Raw genomic sequence first — 15251 nt, forward strand, 5'->3', positions numbered from 1 at the left:
GGTTTTTTCCAAATTGCGGGCTTGCCGTTGCATTTATGCTACGATTATCACGCAAGCGAAATTAGGGTAAAAACTTCTTAACTAGCAGCGGTTATTGTTTGGCTCCTGCTGGGGAGCATGGGACGGGCACGAGCCCTCAAAAACGGCGAGATAGAGATTGCGTAACCGATTTGTTGATTTCGGCGCCGTCGGTTGGCTGAAGCGGGCTGCGAAGGTTGCAGGTGCGTTTTTGATAGCGTCTGCATGCTTCGCTGGCGGTGCATCTGCGGAAACCAGAACGCTCAAGCTTTACAACACACACACCAAGGAACGGGTTTCCATAACGTTCAAAAGAAACGGCCGTTATCTTCCTGCCGGTCTGCGGGAAGCGAACCGTTTCTTGCGTGACTGGCGCCGCAACGAAATCACCAAGATTGATCCCGAGCTCCTCGACCTGATCTGGGAAGTTTACCGGGAAGTACGCGGCAGAGATCACATTTATGTTGTCTCCAGCTACCGTTCGCCTGCGACCAACAATATGTTGCGCAAACGGTCTTCCGGCGTCGCCAGGAACAGCCAGCACACGCTTGGCAAGGCCATGGATTTTTACATTCCAGGTGTCAATCTTGCCAGGCTGAGAGCGGCAGGTTTGCGTAAGGAAGTTGGCGGCGTCGGCTACTACCCGCGCTCCGGATCTCCCTTCGTGCACATGGACACCGGCCGCGTGCGCCACTGGCCGAAGATGAGCCGTTCTCAACTGGCAAAAGTCTTCCCGAACGGAAAGACCTTGCATATTCCATCGGACGGAAAACCGTTGAAGGGTTACAAGCTCGCACTCGCGGAATCCAAATCCGGCAAGCGCAAGTCAACCTCGCGGCCGACCCTTGTTGCGTCGAACAGAAGCAGTGAACCGGGTGCACGCGCACCGACAACACGTGATCAGAACCTGACCGCTCCTGGCAAACCGATCCCCAATGCGGAAGCCAATGATCAGCCGGCCAGAGAAGGAAGCGGTAACCTGTTCGCCGGTCTTTTCGGCGGCGGCAACACCAAAGACAACGACCAGGCCAACCGGTCCGGTGCTGTCGGCAACAGAACCTCTACGCGCACAGCAAGCGTTTCGCCGGTTCTCAAAAACCCGCCGGTCCCATCGCGTAAGGTTCTTCAGTCAGAGCCGGAGCCGCAAACCGCCGAACCCATTGTCGTCGCCAGCATCGCCCCGGGCGACAAGCCGCTGATATCCGGGCCGGTACCGCCGCAACCGGTTGGACCAGCGCCAGCCGCCAACACTCTGGATGCCCAGCGGGTTGCTCTGGAGAGCGGTCAGGCAACGGCGAGCAACGAAGCCATTGGCTCCAGGTTCCAGATCGCTGCATCTCCAGCGCAAAAGCCTGATAGAGGCTTGAGCGATGCGGCGAGGGTGGCTGCCGCTGAACTCGGCCTCAGCGACACAGGCGCTGTTGGTTCCGACGTAGCGGCTTCTGATGATCCGGTCGCGGCGATTGCGGCCGCTACGGGAACCGCATTGCCCTTCCCGGCACCGGCACCACGGCCCGAAACAACCTTGGCCTACGCGTCGCCGACCGTAACGCCGCCAAGCTTAAAGCGGTCCCTGCGCCCGTCGGTTTCTTCGGGTGATGAAGCCGGTCTTGCGCGCGCTGAGCCTGCAAGGTCCACCAGCGCAACCCGGGCGCAACCCTCGCTTTCAGGCCGTATTCCACGTGATCAGATTATTGATCCGATGGCGGGGTTTGCCAGCTTGCCGGACAAATCGGAGCCGACGCTCTTGTCCGGCAATGGCACAACACGCTATCAGACTTTCGCGTCGCTGATCCATCCCAATCAGCGCAAGCTCAAAACTGTAATGATGCCGGCCAATCGCTTCGTATCCGGAGGCTTTGACCGAGCGCCTTACGGAGCGCTCAGGACAGATCGCTTTGACGGAGGTCCGGCGGTCGTAGTTTTGCCGGTCCAGTACGCCAGATAACAATCGCATACGCGAAGAGATCAAAAAAGAGCGGCACCCTTGCCGCTCTTATTGTTTGCACAAAGCTTGTTTGCATAAAGCTTCTAGCTTTAGCCCTCCGGCGCAGCAGGGCCGGCCATTCCAAGGGCATGCATGTAGAGATCGAGAACCGCCTCTTCCTCTTCGCGCTCATGAGGCTGTTTCTTGCGCAGCGACACGACCTTGCGCAGGATCTTGACGTCGTAGCCGTTGCCCTTGGCTTCCGCATAGACATCCTTGATGTCGTCAGCGATCACCTTCTTTTCTTCTTCCAGTCGTTCAATGCGTTCAACAAATGCCCGCAGCTGGTCTGCTGCAACTCCACCCGGATCGGACATGAAACATTTTCTCCTTATTCGTTCTTCTTGATCGGCCAGTGGCCGGTGTCAGGTGACGTCTGTTTCACCCGAAAGACAATTCCGTTGCGTGCTGTGCCGTGCCAGACTCGAGATCTGGCGTCAACCACGCACCGGTACGGTTCAGTTCAATGATTGGGTTTGTTCTTTTCAAACGCCGCTTTCTGTTCCGCCGAAGCCTCGGTCTGGTACTTGTCTTTCCATTCCCCGTAGGGCATTCCGTAGACGATTTCACGCGCATCGGCCTTTTCAAGATCGAGGCCTTTGTCCCGCGCAGCATCCTGATACCAGTTCGACAGACAGTTCCGGCAGAAGCCTGTCAGGTTCATCATGTCAATATTTTGCACGTCGGTCCGGTTGCGCAAATGATCTACAAGGCGCTTGAACACCGCGGCTTCTAATTCCTGTTTCGTCTGATCGTCCATCGCAACGAAATCTCCCTCGCTTTTTTCAGTGCCATTCAACACGCGTCTGTGCGGGATTTGAAGTGTTTGATTTTCCGGCAATCCGGCTGGTCGGCGATCCGACGCAGCAGCGGTGCAAGTCTATGCGCCCACTCTGATTGTCCACGGTCGGTCGCGATCAGATCCTGCCGCAATTCAAGCAGGACATGTGCCAACCCGCGGCGTGTTGCATGTCGGTACATCGTGTCGTTTTTAAGAGCGCCGTCGTAGGGCTCATTGTCACCGATGACCAGGTCGCCCTGGGCCCGCAGCCCATCCAGCATCGGTGTTACCGCCCTTGGGTCGCTGTCCCACAGAACCGTTGCATGCCAGGGACGCGGCACACCGCGCCAGGACGGGGTAAAGCTGTGTATGGACACCAGGACCGGTGGCGCGGAGACCTTCATCATTCTGTCGATCGTCTGATCGATCAGGCCATGGTAAGGCTGGTAGAACTGTTCGATGCGAAAGGCACGTTCGCTCGCATCCACCCTTGCATTGCCGGGAACGACGGCTCCGTCGGAAAGCCGCATGATCAACGTCGGATCGTCTTCACCCCGGTTCGGATCGATAAACAGACGGGAAAAGGTCGTCAAACAGGCAGGCGCATCAAGTTGTTTCGCCAACTCCAGCGTCACAGCGCGCGCTCCGATATCGTAACCGATATGCCGCTGAAACTGTTCGGGTGCAACGCCCAGGTCACCATAGCCGGCCGGGACGGCATTGGAGGCATGATCGCAAAGGAGCAGGACCCCGGACGTAAGGTCTCCGGCAATATTTTCGGTCGGCTGAAAGATCTCGCCAGCCTTTGCTGCTGTCTGGGTCATGTCAGGCTTCATGGAAATTGCAGACGCTGGATGCGCAGGCCGAAAGGTTTACGGCAATCCGCGCAAAGAACCAAGCCTGAATGCGCAAATTGCCCAAGTTCGGCCTCACGATTCGACCGATGGCTCCGATTTGATGCCTTATTGGGAAAACTCTGTGAATTCAGAGGCCTTTTGCACCGCAAAGACTGGCATCTATACGCTTTATTGACGGCTAAACACTATCAGCGGTGAAACTGCCTTGTTCCCGCCCCAATTCTGGCCACATAGGTGTCTTTATCGTTCTTGCGGGCAGAATTTTTTGAACGGATTTTGGAAACATCATTGGGTGGGTGCCTGCACTAAAACCCGTTAACGACGTTGACAAGACCCTGTTGTCGACGCAAAAAGCGAATGTCAGTAAAGCAGCAAAGTGAACGACTGCAAATGTTTGAGGTTGGGGAACGGTACCACGGTTGGTCTCGGGCGCGCGTCGGCACGCCCTTGAGGGCAGTTGTCGTTGGTTTCCTCGCATTGCTGTTTTTCTCAACATCCAGTGACGAAGCCAGGGCAGATCTCAGGCTTTGCAACAAGACAGACAGTCAGGTCGGTGTCGCCATTGGCTACAAGGACAAGACTGACTGGGTCACTGAGGGCTGGTGGAACCTTGCTTCAAATTCTTGCGAGACTTTGGTGCCGGGCGCCCTGGTGTCACGATACTATTACATCTACGCAGTTGATTACGACCAGTTTGGCGAATGGGGCGGCCGTGCATTCATGTGCACCCGCGAAAAGGAATTCACCATCCGCGGGATTGAAGACTGCGTTGCTCGTGGCTTTGAGCGGACAGGCTTTTTTGAAATCGACACGGGTGAACAAAGCAGTTGGACGGTCCAGCTGACCGAACCCGTGCAACAAGGGACAGGTGGGCGATGAGGCGAAACCGGCGAGTCAAGATACTAGCAACTCTCGGACCCTCTTCCTCAGAACAAGACATCATAGAAAATCTTTATCGCTCGGGTGCGGACGTGTTCCGCATCAACATGAGCCATTCAGATCATGATCGTCTCAAACTGCTCGTCGAGCGTATCCGTTCTGTAGAGGGAAAAGTTGGGCGCCCAATCGGCATTCTTGCCGATTTGCAGGGCCCGAAACTGAGAGTAGGCGCGTTCTCTGACGGGCCCGTAATGCTTGAAAATGGCGCAACCTTCACTCTAGACGCCGACACGTCCGGCGGAGATATCAATCGCGTACATCTGCCGCATCCGGAAATTCTTCAGGCGCTGGAGCCGGGTCACCGGCTGCTTCTTGACGACGGCAAGATCCAGTTGAAGGTGATGGAGGCAAGTCCGACCAAAGCGGTCACCGAAGTCATTGTCGGCGGTAAACTCTCCGACCGAAAAGGCGTTAGTGTTCCAGATTCCGAAATTGCGACCAGCGCCATGACGGAAAAGGACCATAAGGACCTCATTGCGGCGCTCGACCAGAATGTCGACTGGGTCGCGCTGTCATTCGTTCAACGACCAGACGACATTGCGGAAGTCCGCAAAATTACCCGCGGCCGCGCCGGCGTCTTGGCAAAAATCGAAAAGCCGCAGGCGATTGGCCGTCTCGACGAAATTATCGAACTTTCAGATGCGATTATGGTCGCCCGCGGCGATCTCGGCGTTGAGATGCCGCTGGAGCAGGTTCCCGGCCTTCAGAAGCGCATCACGCGCGCCTGCAGGCGCGCAGGCAAGCCGGTTGTCATTGCGACGCAGATGCTGGAGTCCATGATTTCCGCGCCAGTGCCCACAAGAGCCGAAGTCTCCGACGTCGCAACAGCGGTGTTCGAGGGTGCTGACGCCGTGATGTTGTCAGCTGAATCGGCCGCTGGCGATTTTCCGATCGAGGCCGTCTCGACGATGGACAAGATCGCCCAGCAGGTCGAACAGGACAACAACTACCGCACAATCATCGATGCGCAACGCGCTGAGCCGGAGGCAACCGGAGCGGATGCTATCTCCGCTGCCGCCCGCCAGATTGCCGAAACGCTCAATCTCGCAGCGGTGGTCTGCTATACGACATCGGGCGCGACCGGACTGCGTGCTTCACGCGAACGCCCCTCCTCGCCCGTCATTGTCCTGTCACCGGTCCTCGCAACGGCGCGGCGCCTCTCGCTTGGCTGGGGCTTGCATTGCGTGGTCAGTGAGGATGCCGCGAACGAAGAGGACATGATCGACCGGGCCTGCCGCATTTCCTTTTCCGAAGAATTTGCAAAACCGGGACAGCGCGTCATCGTGACCGCAGGCGTTCCCTTCGGCACCCCGGGATCAACCAACATGCTGCGCATTGCCTTTGTCGGCAATGACGGTCAGGGCGGCATTTGACCCTCTAATCGGTTGAATAAGGTCTGACCGGCGCTGTCCCGCGCACGGTCAAACCTTATTCAACGGTCTCTCAACCGCCCGACTTTCTGTCGCTCCCGCGTTGGGATCCTGTACCCTTTTCACGAGCTTTTCGATTGCTTCCACGACAGTGTCTGTATGCGTGTGCTGTGGCATGTGCCCGGCCAGATCGAGCATCAGAAGTTCCGCGTTAGGCAGATCCCGCAAGAGGCCTTCGCAATGGATGGAAGGCCAGACGACCGTGTCATGCGTGCCCGTCACGATAAGCGTCGGCTGCATGATCTCGGCGTATCGTTTCGATTGGCGGATAACGGCCTGTTTCAGATAAGCAATCTGACGTGCGTTGGCCCGAAAGGATGCCGGTCTGAACAGTAGCAGCACCTTAGTCTCGCGAACATAGTTTTCAGGCGCACCGTCCGGCAGAAAGACATTCGTCAAAGCTTTTTCAATCTGCCCCTGACCGATGGGCAAAGTCAGCGTCCAGCAGAAAATCGCCCCAAGCGCCGGCCAGGATGCAACGTTATAGTACCAATTGACGCCGCCCGGCCATGCGTGGCTTACCGGCGCAAGAAAAACGAGCCCCCGTACCCGCTCTGGTGCGCACAAAGCGAGCGCTGCGGTTACAGACCCGGCAAGTGAGTGACCAACGACGATTGCGTTGTCAATTTCGAGTTCTTCCAAAAGCAGCGACAGGACCTTTGCCTGACCCTCAGGCAAATCGTGCACGCCGCTCTGTCCGGTAGAAAACCCGAGACCGGGGCGATCGACAAACAGCAGGTCATGCTTGTTCTTGAGTGAGTTCAAAAACGCCAGACGAGCGTCATACGCGTTGCCGCTTGCACCGTGGAGAAATACCAGAACGGGTGCATCAGGATCACGACGGTCTGCAGGGTAATAATGATAGTGTAGTCGCGCTCCGCCGACCTCGGCAAAAGATCCGTCCGGCCTGATCTGCCGGTTGATTTCTCGCACCCGGAAGTAGGTGTACAGAGCCGCGACCAGCAAAGATGTGATAAAAACAAGAATGAAAATCATGAACATAGCGCGGAGATAGCACTCGTGCGCCGATTATCAAGACAAGGCGTGGTCACTATTTTTTATGCAGGAGCGCCTTCAGCCTTCTTTTCAAGATCTTCGATCGCCTCCGTGGCGTTTTCCAGACCCGGGTTGACTTCAAGTGCGCGCTTGAAAGTGTGTAACGCTTCGGTATCGAAGCCCAGGCGCCGCTGAATGATTGCAAGTCCGGACAAGGCGCCCCAGTGCCTCGGTTCGATCGCAAGCGTGCGTTCAATGTCGACAAGCGACTTGCCGAAGTCTTCACGCATGTAATGAACCGTTGCTCTGCGGTTCCACCCTTCCGCGTAGGACGGTTTCAGGACGACGACCACATCAAGAAGATCGAGCGCAAGTGCGTGGTCTTCCGCCTGAATCGCCTGGCCTGCGCGCGACATCAGGATATCGACAGTATCGCTGCCGGACTCCATCCAGATCCTCTGAATTTCGCGCGCCGCCCGCTCTGAGGCTTTTGGTTCTTCGGAATCAGCCAGATCGGCAAAGAGCTGATCCAACCGTGACTGTTCTTCTTCCGGATCCGTCTCTTCAACAACAACCTGACCACCCTCTTCCGGCAGGTCTTCAGGTAACGGGCTGAAGTCTTCGGCAGACGGAGGCTCGACTTCCGGCCCGAGGTCCGGAACAGGCTGCGCAGCTGCAAGTACAGGCGCCATGGAAACGAGGAGGGTAAACACAAAAATCCGCATCCAACGATTATGGGCCGTTGAATGCGGTGGTCAATCCGGGAATTTGACACTTCTTCGTGCGCGGTGCCTTTTCGAAACCCTGGTGCGCTACCGTCTGATAACTAAGCGCTTCGCATTGAAAGGGATTTCAGGCCGATAACACGCACCGTCCACCAGTGGCTTCAGCCCTGGCGTGCCTTGAAGCGCGGGTTTTTCTTGTTGATGATGTAGACACGGCCCTTCCGGCGAACCATGCGGTTGTCCCGGTGGCGGGTCATCAACGCTTTGAGCGAGTTCTTGATCTTCATGTCACTGTCCCCCCGTGAGGGTGATCCTGTTACTTTAAACCAAATGAGCGCCTGAGGCGCTCACATTCCCTTTGGATGCTCCAGAAGCAGCGGCGTTTCTGCGCCAGTCTTCAGATCATCCGGCGCATCATGATTGTCTCAATCAGCGCAAAAATGGTGGGCGTGACAGGGATTGAACCTGTGACCCCTTCGATGTCAACGAAGTGCTCTCCCGCTGAGCTACACGCCCGAATTTCTCGGTAGTTCGGCGCCGCCGCGCCGTGGTGGAGTGCGATATAACGGGGATCGTCAGTCAGTGCAACCCCTGTTCTTCACCGAACTGTCAAAATTTCCCGTTCAAAAAGGTCTTGCTGCCTTGCAGTTATTCAGGCCGCCAGCATGCGCTCCACTTCCTGCACAAGGTCTTTCAAATGAAATGGTTTTGACAATACCTTGGCGTCCTTTGGTGCCTCGGATTCAGGGTTGAGCGCGACCGCTGCAAAGCCAGTAATGAACATGACCTTCAGATCGGGATCCAGTTCTGTTGCCCGCCGTGCCAGCTCAATACCATCCATCTCCGGCATGACAATGTCTGTCAAAAGCAGGGAAAACGGTTCTTCACGCAATCGTTCATAGGCGCTTCTGCCATTGTCGAACGAGACGACATCATGCCCGGCATTTTCCAGGGCCTTCGCCAGGAAGCGGCGCATATCGTTATCATCTTCAGCTAGCAGGATACGCGGCATTGTAAACGACCATTCCTCATTTTTCGTTTTGGCGGCATCGGGCTACACCTTTTGCCGGTTATAGCTCGAATTCCACAGAATGATAGGGAGAATTGGTTCTTCAAAGCTTTTGATCGGGTGACTGTGGACTGCGTGTTGATTCCTTGGCACCATAGCCTAAGGTTTCCATAAGCACTTGGAGAGGCCTGAACCAGAAGTGAAACAAACGGGACAGACAATTTGACGGACGAAACGCAGCCCACATTTAATGCGCCTTTCGAAGCCGACTTTAACGGCTCACCGGCATTTGAGGTCCTGTGCCCCGCCGACCAACGTATTCCCTTCGTTTTCAATTCCCCCCATTCAGGCCGGCAATATTCCAGAACCTTTCTGGCATCGTCTCGGTTGGACGAAAGCTCGATAAGGCGATCGGAAGACGCTTTTGTTGACGATTTGTTTTCGCATGTCGTGCCTCTGGGCGCACCGCTTTTACGGGCTCACTTCCCCCGTGCCTATCTGGATGTAAACCGCGAACCGTATGAACTTGATCCAAAGATGTTCGATGGCCGCTTGCCGTCTTACGCCAATATCCGCTCGATCCGCGTTGCGGGTGGATTGGGAACCGTCGCCCGGATCGTCAGCGAAAACCATGAAATCTACCGCCACCGGCTTCCGGTCGAAGAGGCACTCAATCGCATTGAGGAAATCTACAAGCCCTATCACTCGACCCTGCGGCGCTTGCTTGCGCAAACACATGTCACATTCGGACATGCGGTGCTGATCGACTGTCATTCGATGCCTTCCAGCGTCAAATGCCAGACCACGGATGCCCGACCGGACTTTATTCTTGGAGACCGTTACGGAACCAGCTGCAACGGCGAGTTAACCGAATACGCATGCTCCATACTGCGGGACATGGGCTACAGCGTCAGTAGAAACAAACCCTATGCCGGCGGCTTCATCACCGAACACTATGGGCGGCCAGCCAGCGGCCTGCACGCGCTGCAGATCGAAATCAATCGCGGCCTTTACATGAATGAAGCCACACACGAACGTTCTGCGGGATTCGAAGATCTGTTTCAAAATCTTCGCGAGTTCGCACGGGAACTGGTGGCAATGCCGGACTCCGCCCTGCCTGCGGACTCCATCGCAGCCGAATAAAACCATCCGACAAAAAAAGAGGCCGCACTCAAATGAGGCGGCCCGAGTCTAGGGAGGAAACGCCCAAGGAGGGCGATGCGATACGAGTATCGCACTGCAATAAAATCGCATCGCAGTGCACAAAGGTCAAGTCTGAAAGGGCTGGTGTCCTGTACAAACTATAGGCAATTTATGCTGTTTTGCAGATTCAATTTTTGGCAGAACGGGTTATACAAACGGCAAAACGAGATGTTTGCCTCCTCACGAAAATGTGTTTCACAGGGAAAAACCAATGACCTCGCCCGCGAAAAGCTCGAATCCGCTCGCACCTTTTCTCGACGTTCTGGCGGATGCCGCAACACAGGCAATCATGCCGCATTTTCGTCAGGGGTTTGAAGTCGACAACAAGAAACACACCGGTTTCGACCCTGTCACGATCGCGGACAAGAACGGCGAAACCGCCATGCGGACCCTGATAAACAACACCCATCCCGATCACGGAATTCTGGGAGAGGAACATGGCCCGGAAAACCTCGATGCGGAAAATGTCTGGGTGCTCGACCCGATCGACGGAACGAGGGCTTTCATCACCGGATTGCCGACATGGGGCACGCTTATCGGATTGCGAACCCACAGCATCCCCAGCCTTGGCATGATGGTTCAGCCGTATGTTGGCGAACGCTTTGCAGGCGATGGAGCACGCGCCTGGTATCACGGCCCGCTGGGGACCAAGACGCTCGCTACCCGGACTTGCGACACACTTCAAGACGCCACTCTTTTTACCACGACACCGGCCCTGTTCAGCGAAGGGGAACGCCAGGCGTATGACCGCATTGAAGCAACTGCCCGGCTCGCCCGATACGGGACCGACTGTTATGCCTATTGCATGGTCGCAGCAGGACACGGTGATGCCGTCATTGAATCCGGACTGGCCCCGTATGACATTGTCGCTCTTGTGCCGATTGTTGAGGGCGCCGGCGGCGTCGTGACAACGTGGACCGGTGGTTCACCGGCCGAAGGCGGACAGATCGTTGCCAGCGGCAGTCCGCGGCTTCACGACCTTCTTTTGGCGGAACTTTCAAAAGCGGCGTGATCCTGGCGCCCGTCTTTTAGCGTTTGGCCTTGCTTCCGACCGTGGCCGTTGCCTGCAGGCGGCTGTCCGCCAGTTCCTCTTCGGCTTCAAGACCGGGAATAAAGGCGTCAAATGCCGCCCAGAACTGGTCCCGGTAGATGTCTCGCTCCATCATTATTTCGTGGGCCGAACCGGGTATCTCGACATAGGCGGCCGATCTCGTGCGGGCAACAAAGTCCTCGATCGCTGGTGTTGAGACAATTCGGTCCGCTCCGGCGGCAAGCATGAGACATGGCAGTTTGATGCCCGGACCGGCACCGCGTCTCCGAAGCGGCATCATGGTACGGGCGGCCGCATTCAACCAACCGAAAGTCGCCGAACCGACACCGAGCTCAGGCGCATGCTCCAGAACCTTGTTTGAGCGCTCGAAACGGGTTCTGTCAGACGTTTGCCTGTTTTTTTCAAATGAAACGAACAGCTTTCTGTTGCCACCTGGAACAAAAAGCCATCCAAAGCCGAGCAGACAAAACAGGCGTGCGAGCGGAAACCCGATCTTTTCAACAGCCGCCGATGTCTTCGGACCGCCCGCTTTCAACGGAGCCTTGCCAAAAAGGCCAAACGTCAATGTGCGCAGAATGCGGCGGCGTGCGTCGACCAGACCGAGGGCATGAGCCCCGGACGGCAGGCCAAGTAGCGGCGCGGTAATGACGGCCCGATCCAGCATGGTGCGAAGACGTTCCGTATCGGACAAAAGCACCAGGCCGCCTGTGGAATGGGCGAGCGCAAAATGCGGTCCCGGATAATTTGCAAGCGACACTTCTTTCAAGACGGTGCGCAAATCAAGTCTGTATTTCTTGAAATTTGAAATGTAACCGCGCCTTGGGTTTCGGGTAATGCGCTGCGATCCGCCCTGCCCGCGCCAGTCGAACGCCACAACATCAAAACCCCGCCCGCGCAAGTCCTCTACGACTTCGAAGTATTTCTCAATAAACTCCGCCCGGCCTTGCAACACGGTTACCGTTCCAAGCCGCTGTGTTCCGGTTGCAGCCCAGCAGGCGTAACGGATCTTAATGCCGTCAGGTGTTGAAACAAACCCTGATTCCGCCCCTCTGGGCACAGGATTGTCGGGATGATGAATCAGACTCATGGTCTCACGTGATAAAGGGCTTCAGCCCGCCGGACAACAGACTTCGGGCCGGCTCTCGAAGGAGCCGACCTTGAAGGTATGGTGTTGTACGAAGGAAATTACCAGCGGAACTGCCAGTAGACACCGTGACCGCCATGGCCGCCATGGCCGCCATACCCGCCGTGCCTGCCTTGCCCGATCGGACGGCTGCGGACGATCTGCGCATTGCGCGAATCGACGACCAGTCTGACCGGCCAACCCCTCCAGCCGACGGCTTTGACGATATACATCGGTCCGCGGCGATCAATGATCCGGATCCGGTGAAAACCACGATGACGCAAGCTCCGGCGGATCTGGCGCGGTCCAAGGGAATAATGCCCGCCGCCGTGACCGCCCTGCCAGCCATTCCCATGGCGTTTTCCGCCTTTTTTCTTGTGATGGATCTGAATGACCTGGGCATCTGACGATGCGTGAATTTGCTTTGCACCCGAAAGAGACGTCGCGGACGCAGAAGGTGCGAAGCCGACGGTCGCAAGCAAAATGGCGCCGGCGATAGGGGCTGACAGTTTTGAAGTAATTGTAAACATTGCAATTCTCCTGATCCAGTCGCCAGCGTCGTGCTGACGTTGATCCGAAGATGCATCATTCCGGTTGAACCGAACCGGAAGGCTCTATTCATCTTGTATTCATGTCTTTCGCGCGCCCGGCTGCAGCGCACTTGAAATCAAATTGCGCAATGCCCACCTCATGCATGCAGGCGCCAATACGGGCCTGCGATCATCTCCCGTCCCGCCAGTTTGGGGGTCGGGAACAGACGAAAATCAGTGAAGTATCTGTTGCTCAAAGGAGGACACTTAAATGCGTCACTTGGACTTCTCCCCCCTTTACCGCTCCACGGTCGGCTTTGACCGTCTTTTCTCGATGCTGGATACCGCCGGCACCGATACGCCGAGCTATCCGCCATACAACATCGAGCGGACCGGCGAAAACGCCTACAGGATCACAATGGCTGTTGCAGGCTTTACCGACGCAGAACTCTCGGTCGAAGCCAAGGAACACGTTTTGACGATCAAAGGCGAAAAATCGGAAGAAGACTCCGACAAGGAAATTCTGTACCGCGGCATCGCCTCGCGGACTTTCGAGCGCCGTTTCCAGATCGCCGAACACGTACGTGTTGACGGCGCCAGCCTGGAAAACGGTTTGCTGCATGTCGACCTAGTCCGGGAAATTCCCGAAGCCATGAAGCCGCGAAAGATCGAAATCACATCCAGCGCTTCGAAGCAGATCGAAGCCAAAGCGCACTGACCGCAGTGCGCAAATAATGAAACTGCGGATAATCGGGGCGTCTGGGAAACCAGGCGCCCTTTTTGGGTCTTTCCAACTCTCTGTCCGTCAGAGCAGACTGGAAGCCAGTAGCAAGCCTTCGGGCTGAACCAATGTTGATGCGATACCACGCTCACCGGAACGCTTCGCCCACGCAAAGAGCCGCGCATGAGCTTTGAGCATCCGCCGTCGTCCGAAACGAATGAACCCTAGTCTCGAAGGTGAAAGCGCTCCTTTGGGATAACGGCAATTGGCGTCAATTCGACGAGAAAGTCCTCGTGCCCAAGGCCTGCCACCATAACGGATGTCGAGACAGGTGCTGATCCTTCTCTTAAGAATTCTGAACGCACTTTCTGTATTGTCGGCAACTGTGCACGATCCGTGAAGTAGGTTGTTATCGAGACGATGTCATCCAACCTTCCACCGACCTCAGCGAGCAGCTTTTGAATGTTCTCAAAGCAGCACCTTGTTTGCGCTTCGATGTTGGCGACACCCACGATTTGTTCATTCTTGTCCCAGGCCACTTGCCCGGTCAGATGGACGACGACTCCCTCTGGCTGGACTGCACCCATCTGGAACCCTCGCCCGCGCGCCTTCCAAACGTCTTCGGCTTCAAAACCATTCGGCATCGTTTCACCTCCAACACACTCTTCTTGTTGAAATCCCGCGACAGAGGTGCATCAAACCGACTGCGACTGTTGTAGACAGCAATCGGAAGAGTCGGGATCGCTGAGCTTGATACCGGATAGTCAGCGCTCATGAGCACACCAACGCCATGTTAGCTCATCTCAAACCGTCTGCGCGAGCGCTTCCAGAAAAAGCGCGACGTCGCTGTCAGACGTTGCGAAACTTGTCACCATTCGAAAGCAAACCTCGTCATCGGCCGGGGCGAGATTGTCCGACAGATCGTCTACAGGCCACTCATAGATGTGCGCGCCCGCGGCCTTGAGGTCGTCGAATTGGGTGCGTTTCAGGATCGGAAAGAGTTCGTTTGCCTCAACTGGCCAGGCTGTTCGCCCGCCCTTGGATGCAATTCCATCTGCAAGTTTCGCTGCCATGGCATTGGCATGTGCCGCCGTGGAGCGCCAGCTGCCATCCTCGAAATAGCCTTCAAACTGGGCAGCCACAAAACGGCTCTTGGAAAACAGATGACCGGCTCTTTTCCGGAAGTATCCGAATTCCCTGGCTTTTTCGGCATCGAAAAAGACGACGGCCTCCGCACACCAGCACCCGTTTTTCGTGCCTCCGAACGACAGGACGTCGACGCCCGCCTTCCAGGTCATTTCCGCCGGCGTACAATCGAGCGTGACAAGGGCGTTGGTGAACCTTGCGCCATCCATGTGAAGCGGAACCGAGCGTGAATGAGCCACCTCTGCAATCGCCTCGATCTCGCTGATCTGATAGACCGTTCCACTCTCGGTCGCCTGACTGATCGAGACGGACGCGACCTGTCCATGCATCACGACACCGTCGGGAAAACGGGACATGGCGTCACGCAGGGCCTCGGATGTTATTTTGCAGCCGACTCCCGGAATGCCAACGAGCTTGTTGCCGCCGGTCATGAATTCCGGGCAGTTGCATTCATCGATATTGATGTGGCTGTTGCGATGGCAGAAAACGGCCCCGCCGGGCTTGGCATAAGATGCAAGGGCAAGAGCATTCGCGGCCGTGCCGGTCGCGACGAAATAGACCGCGACGTCATGCTCGAAAATATCATTGAATGCTTTGTTGACGTTGGCTGTCAGAGGGTCTGCGCCGTAGCCGGGTGTGAACCCGGTGCTATGGCGGGCCAGCGCCGACATCACCGCCGGAGCCACGCCCGCCCAATTATCACTTGCGAAGTTCATGCACCGGTTTAAGCAGGTC

Annotated in this window: 17 protein-coding genes and 1 tRNA gene; 6 read left to right on the forward strand and 12 right to left on the reverse strand. The window is 56.4% G+C overall.

Annotated elements, in window-relative coordinates; translation table 11 throughout:
• Window positions 1-157: 157 nt before the first annotated feature.
• Window positions 158-1966, forward strand: coding sequence for a peptidoglycan L,D-endopeptidase MepK (gene mepK / locus ABVF61_RS10835; protein ID WP_353993522.1), 1809 nt, complete (start codon window positions 158-160; stop codon window positions 1964-1966).
• Between the two features lie 89 nt (window positions 1967-2055).
• Here the strand turns inward: mepK and ABVF61_RS10840 are convergent, their stop codons facing one another.
• The 3 genes from ABVF61_RS10840 to ABVF61_RS10850 form a co-directional block, all read right to left on the reverse strand.
• On the reverse strand, window positions 2056-2322 hold the full coding sequence (locus tag ABVF61_RS10840) for a DUF2312 domain-containing protein (protein WP_353993523.1): 267 nt from the start codon (window positions 2320-2322) through the stop codon (window positions 2056-2058).
• A gap of 146 nt (window positions 2323-2468) precedes the next feature.
• Entirely contained in the window at window positions 2469-2765 is a 297-nt protein-coding gene (locus ABVF61_RS10845; RefSeq protein WP_353993524.1) for a DUF1244 domain-containing protein, read from the reverse strand.
• A 35-nt stretch (window positions 2766-2800) separates the two neighbouring features.
• Complete coding sequence (locus tag ABVF61_RS10850; RefSeq protein WP_353993525.1) at window positions 2801-3610, reverse strand: N-formylglutamate amidohydrolase; 810 nt, start codon at window positions 3608-3610, stop codon at window positions 2801-2803.
• 423 nt (window positions 3611-4033) lie between these two features.
• On the opposite strand from ABVF61_RS10850, the gene ABVF61_RS10855 reads away from it, so the two are divergent.
• Window positions 4034-4522, forward strand: a complete 489-nt coding sequence (locus ABVF61_RS10855) for a DUF1036 domain-containing protein (RefSeq protein WP_353993526.1) — start codon at window positions 4034-4036, stop codon at window positions 4520-4522.
• Complete coding sequence (pyk, locus tag ABVF61_RS10860) at window positions 4519-5955, forward strand: pyruvate kinase (protein ID WP_353993527.1); 1437 nt, start codon at window positions 4519-4521, stop codon at window positions 5953-5955. Before ABVF61_RS10855 ends, pyk begins: the two co-directional genes overlap by 4 nt.
• Before the next feature lie 48 nt (window positions 5956-6003).
• Here pyk and ABVF61_RS10865 read toward each other — a convergent pair whose 3' ends face one another.
• The 5 genes from ABVF61_RS10865 to cpdR form a co-directional block, all read right to left on the reverse strand.
• Window positions 6004-7008, reverse strand: coding sequence for an alpha/beta fold hydrolase (locus ABVF61_RS10865; RefSeq protein ID WP_353993528.1), 1005 nt, complete (start codon window positions 7006-7008; stop codon window positions 6004-6006).
• A 62-nt stretch (window positions 7009-7070) separates the two neighbouring features.
• Window positions 7071-7721: a tetratricopeptide repeat protein gene (locus ABVF61_RS10870; protein WP_353993529.1), complete on the reverse strand. Its 651-nt coding sequence runs from the start codon at window positions 7719-7721 to the stop codon at window positions 7071-7073.
• Between the two features lie 173 nt (window positions 7722-7894).
• Window positions 7895-8020, reverse strand: coding sequence for a type B 50S ribosomal protein L36 (gene ykgO / locus ABVF61_RS10875; RefSeq protein WP_006932207.1), 126 nt, complete (start codon window positions 8018-8020; stop codon window positions 7895-7897).
• Window positions 8021-8174: 154 nt separating this feature from the next.
• Window positions 8175-8249: transfer RNA gene (locus ABVF61_RS10880), tRNA-Val, on the reverse strand.
• Window positions 8250-8385: 136 nt separating this feature from the next.
• On the reverse strand, window positions 8386-8745 hold the full coding sequence (cpdR, locus tag ABVF61_RS10885; protein WP_299482788.1) for a cell cycle two-component system response regulator CpdR: 360 nt from the start codon (window positions 8743-8745) through the stop codon (window positions 8386-8388).
• A gap of 294 nt (window positions 8746-9039) precedes the next feature.
• On the opposite strand from cpdR, the gene ABVF61_RS10890 reads away from it, so the two are divergent.
• On the forward strand, window positions 9040-9885 hold the full coding sequence (locus tag ABVF61_RS10890) for an N-formylglutamate amidohydrolase (RefSeq protein ID WP_353993700.1): 846 nt from the start codon (window positions 9040-9042) through the stop codon (window positions 9883-9885).
• Between the two features lie 271 nt (window positions 9886-10156).
• Window positions 10157-10957: a histidinol-phosphatase gene (gene hisN, locus ABVF61_RS10895; protein WP_353993530.1), complete on the forward strand. Its 801-nt coding sequence runs from the start codon at window positions 10157-10159 to the stop codon at window positions 10955-10957.
• Between the two features lie 16 nt (window positions 10958-10973).
• Here the strand turns inward: hisN and ABVF61_RS10900 are convergent, their stop codons facing one another.
• Window positions 10974-12083 carry an alpha/beta fold hydrolase gene (locus ABVF61_RS10900; RefSeq protein WP_353993531.1) on the reverse strand — a complete coding sequence of 370 codons (1110 nt, stop codon included), beginning with the start codon at window positions 12081-12083 and terminating at the stop codon, window positions 10974-10976.
• A gap of 98 nt (window positions 12084-12181) precedes the next feature.
• Window positions 12182-12649: a hypothetical protein gene (locus tag ABVF61_RS10905; protein ID WP_353993532.1), complete on the reverse strand. Its 468-nt coding sequence runs from the start codon at window positions 12647-12649 to the stop codon at window positions 12182-12184.
• Window positions 12650-12920: 271 nt separating this feature from the next.
• On the opposite strand from ABVF61_RS10905, the gene ABVF61_RS10910 reads away from it, so the two are divergent.
• On the forward strand, window positions 12921-13367 hold the full coding sequence (locus ABVF61_RS10910) for an Hsp20 family protein (protein ID WP_353993533.1): 447 nt from the start codon (window positions 12921-12923) through the stop codon (window positions 13365-13367).
• 227 nt (window positions 13368-13594) lie between these two features.
• Here ABVF61_RS10910 and ABVF61_RS10915 read toward each other — a convergent pair whose 3' ends face one another.
• Together ABVF61_RS10915 and ABVF61_RS10920 are read right to left on the reverse strand one after the other, a co-directional pair.
• A complete protein-coding gene (locus ABVF61_RS10915; RefSeq protein WP_353993534.1) occupies window positions 13595-14014 on the reverse strand; it encodes a RidA family protein in 420 nt (139 codons plus the stop codon).
• Between the two features lie 159 nt (window positions 14015-14173).
• Window positions 14174-15232 (reverse strand): threonine aldolase family protein, encoded by a 1059-nt coding sequence (locus tag ABVF61_RS10920; protein ID WP_353993535.1) that lies wholly within the window; start codon window positions 15230-15232, stop codon window positions 14174-14176.
• Window positions 15233-15251 lie beyond the last annotated feature (19 nt).

The sequence above is a fragment of the Roseibium sp. HPY-6 genome (assembly GCF_040530035.1).
Lineage (GTDB): Bacteria > Pseudomonadota > Alphaproteobacteria > Rhizobiales > Stappiaceae > Roseibium.

Excerpts from the sequence above, each read along its gene's own strand:
- ABVF61_RS10840 (WP_353993523.1), bottom strand. The coding sequence starts at position 2,322 with ATGTCCGATCCGGGTGGAGTTGCAGCAGACCAGCTGCGGGCATTTGTT.
- ABVF61_RS10845 (WP_353993524.1), bottom strand. The coding sequence starts at position 2,765 with ATGGACGATCAGACGAAACAGGAATTAGAAGCCGCGGTGTTCAAGCGC.
- ABVF61_RS10850 (WP_353993525.1), bottom strand. The coding sequence starts at position 3,610 with ATGACCCAGACAGCAGCAAAGGCTGGCGAGATCTTTCAGCCGACCGAA.
- ABVF61_RS10855 (WP_353993526.1), top strand. The coding sequence starts at position 4,034 with ATGTTTGAGGTTGGGGAACGGTACCACGGTTGGTCTCGGGCGCGCGTC.
- pyk (WP_353993527.1), top strand. The coding sequence starts at position 4,519 with ATGAGGCGAAACCGGCGAGTCAAGATACTAGCAACTCTCGGACCCTCT.
- ABVF61_RS10865 (WP_353993528.1), bottom strand. The coding sequence starts at position 7,008 with ATGATTTTCATTCTTGTTTTTATCACATCTTTGCTGGTCGCGGCTCTG.
- ykgO (WP_006932207.1), bottom strand. The coding sequence starts at position 8,020 with ATGAAGATCAAGAACTCGCTCAAAGCGTTGATGACCCGCCACCGGGAC.
- cpdR (WP_299482788.1), bottom strand. The coding sequence starts at position 8,745 with ATGCCGCGTATCCTGCTAGCTGAAGATGATAACGATATGCGCCGCTTC.
- hisN (WP_353993530.1), top strand. The coding sequence starts at position 10,157 with ATGACCTCGCCCGCGAAAAGCTCGAATCCGCTCGCACCTTTTCTCGAC.
- ABVF61_RS10900 (WP_353993531.1), bottom strand. The coding sequence starts at position 12,083 with ATGAGTCTGATTCATCATCCCGACAATCCTGTGCCCAGAGGGGCGGAA.
- ABVF61_RS10905 (WP_353993532.1), bottom strand. The coding sequence starts at position 12,649 with ATGTTTACAATTACTTCAAAACTGTCAGCCCCTATCGCCGGCGCCATT.
- ABVF61_RS10910 (WP_353993533.1), top strand. The coding sequence starts at position 12,921 with ATGCGTCACTTGGACTTCTCCCCCCTTTACCGCTCCACGGTCGGCTTT.
- ABVF61_RS10915 (WP_353993534.1), bottom strand. The coding sequence starts at position 14,014 with ATGCCGAATGGTTTTGAAGCCGAAGACGTTTGGAAGGCGCGCGGGCGA.
- ABVF61_RS10920 (WP_353993535.1), bottom strand. The coding sequence starts at position 15,232 with ATGAACTTCGCAAGTGATAATTGGGCGGGCGTGGCTCCGGCGGTGATG.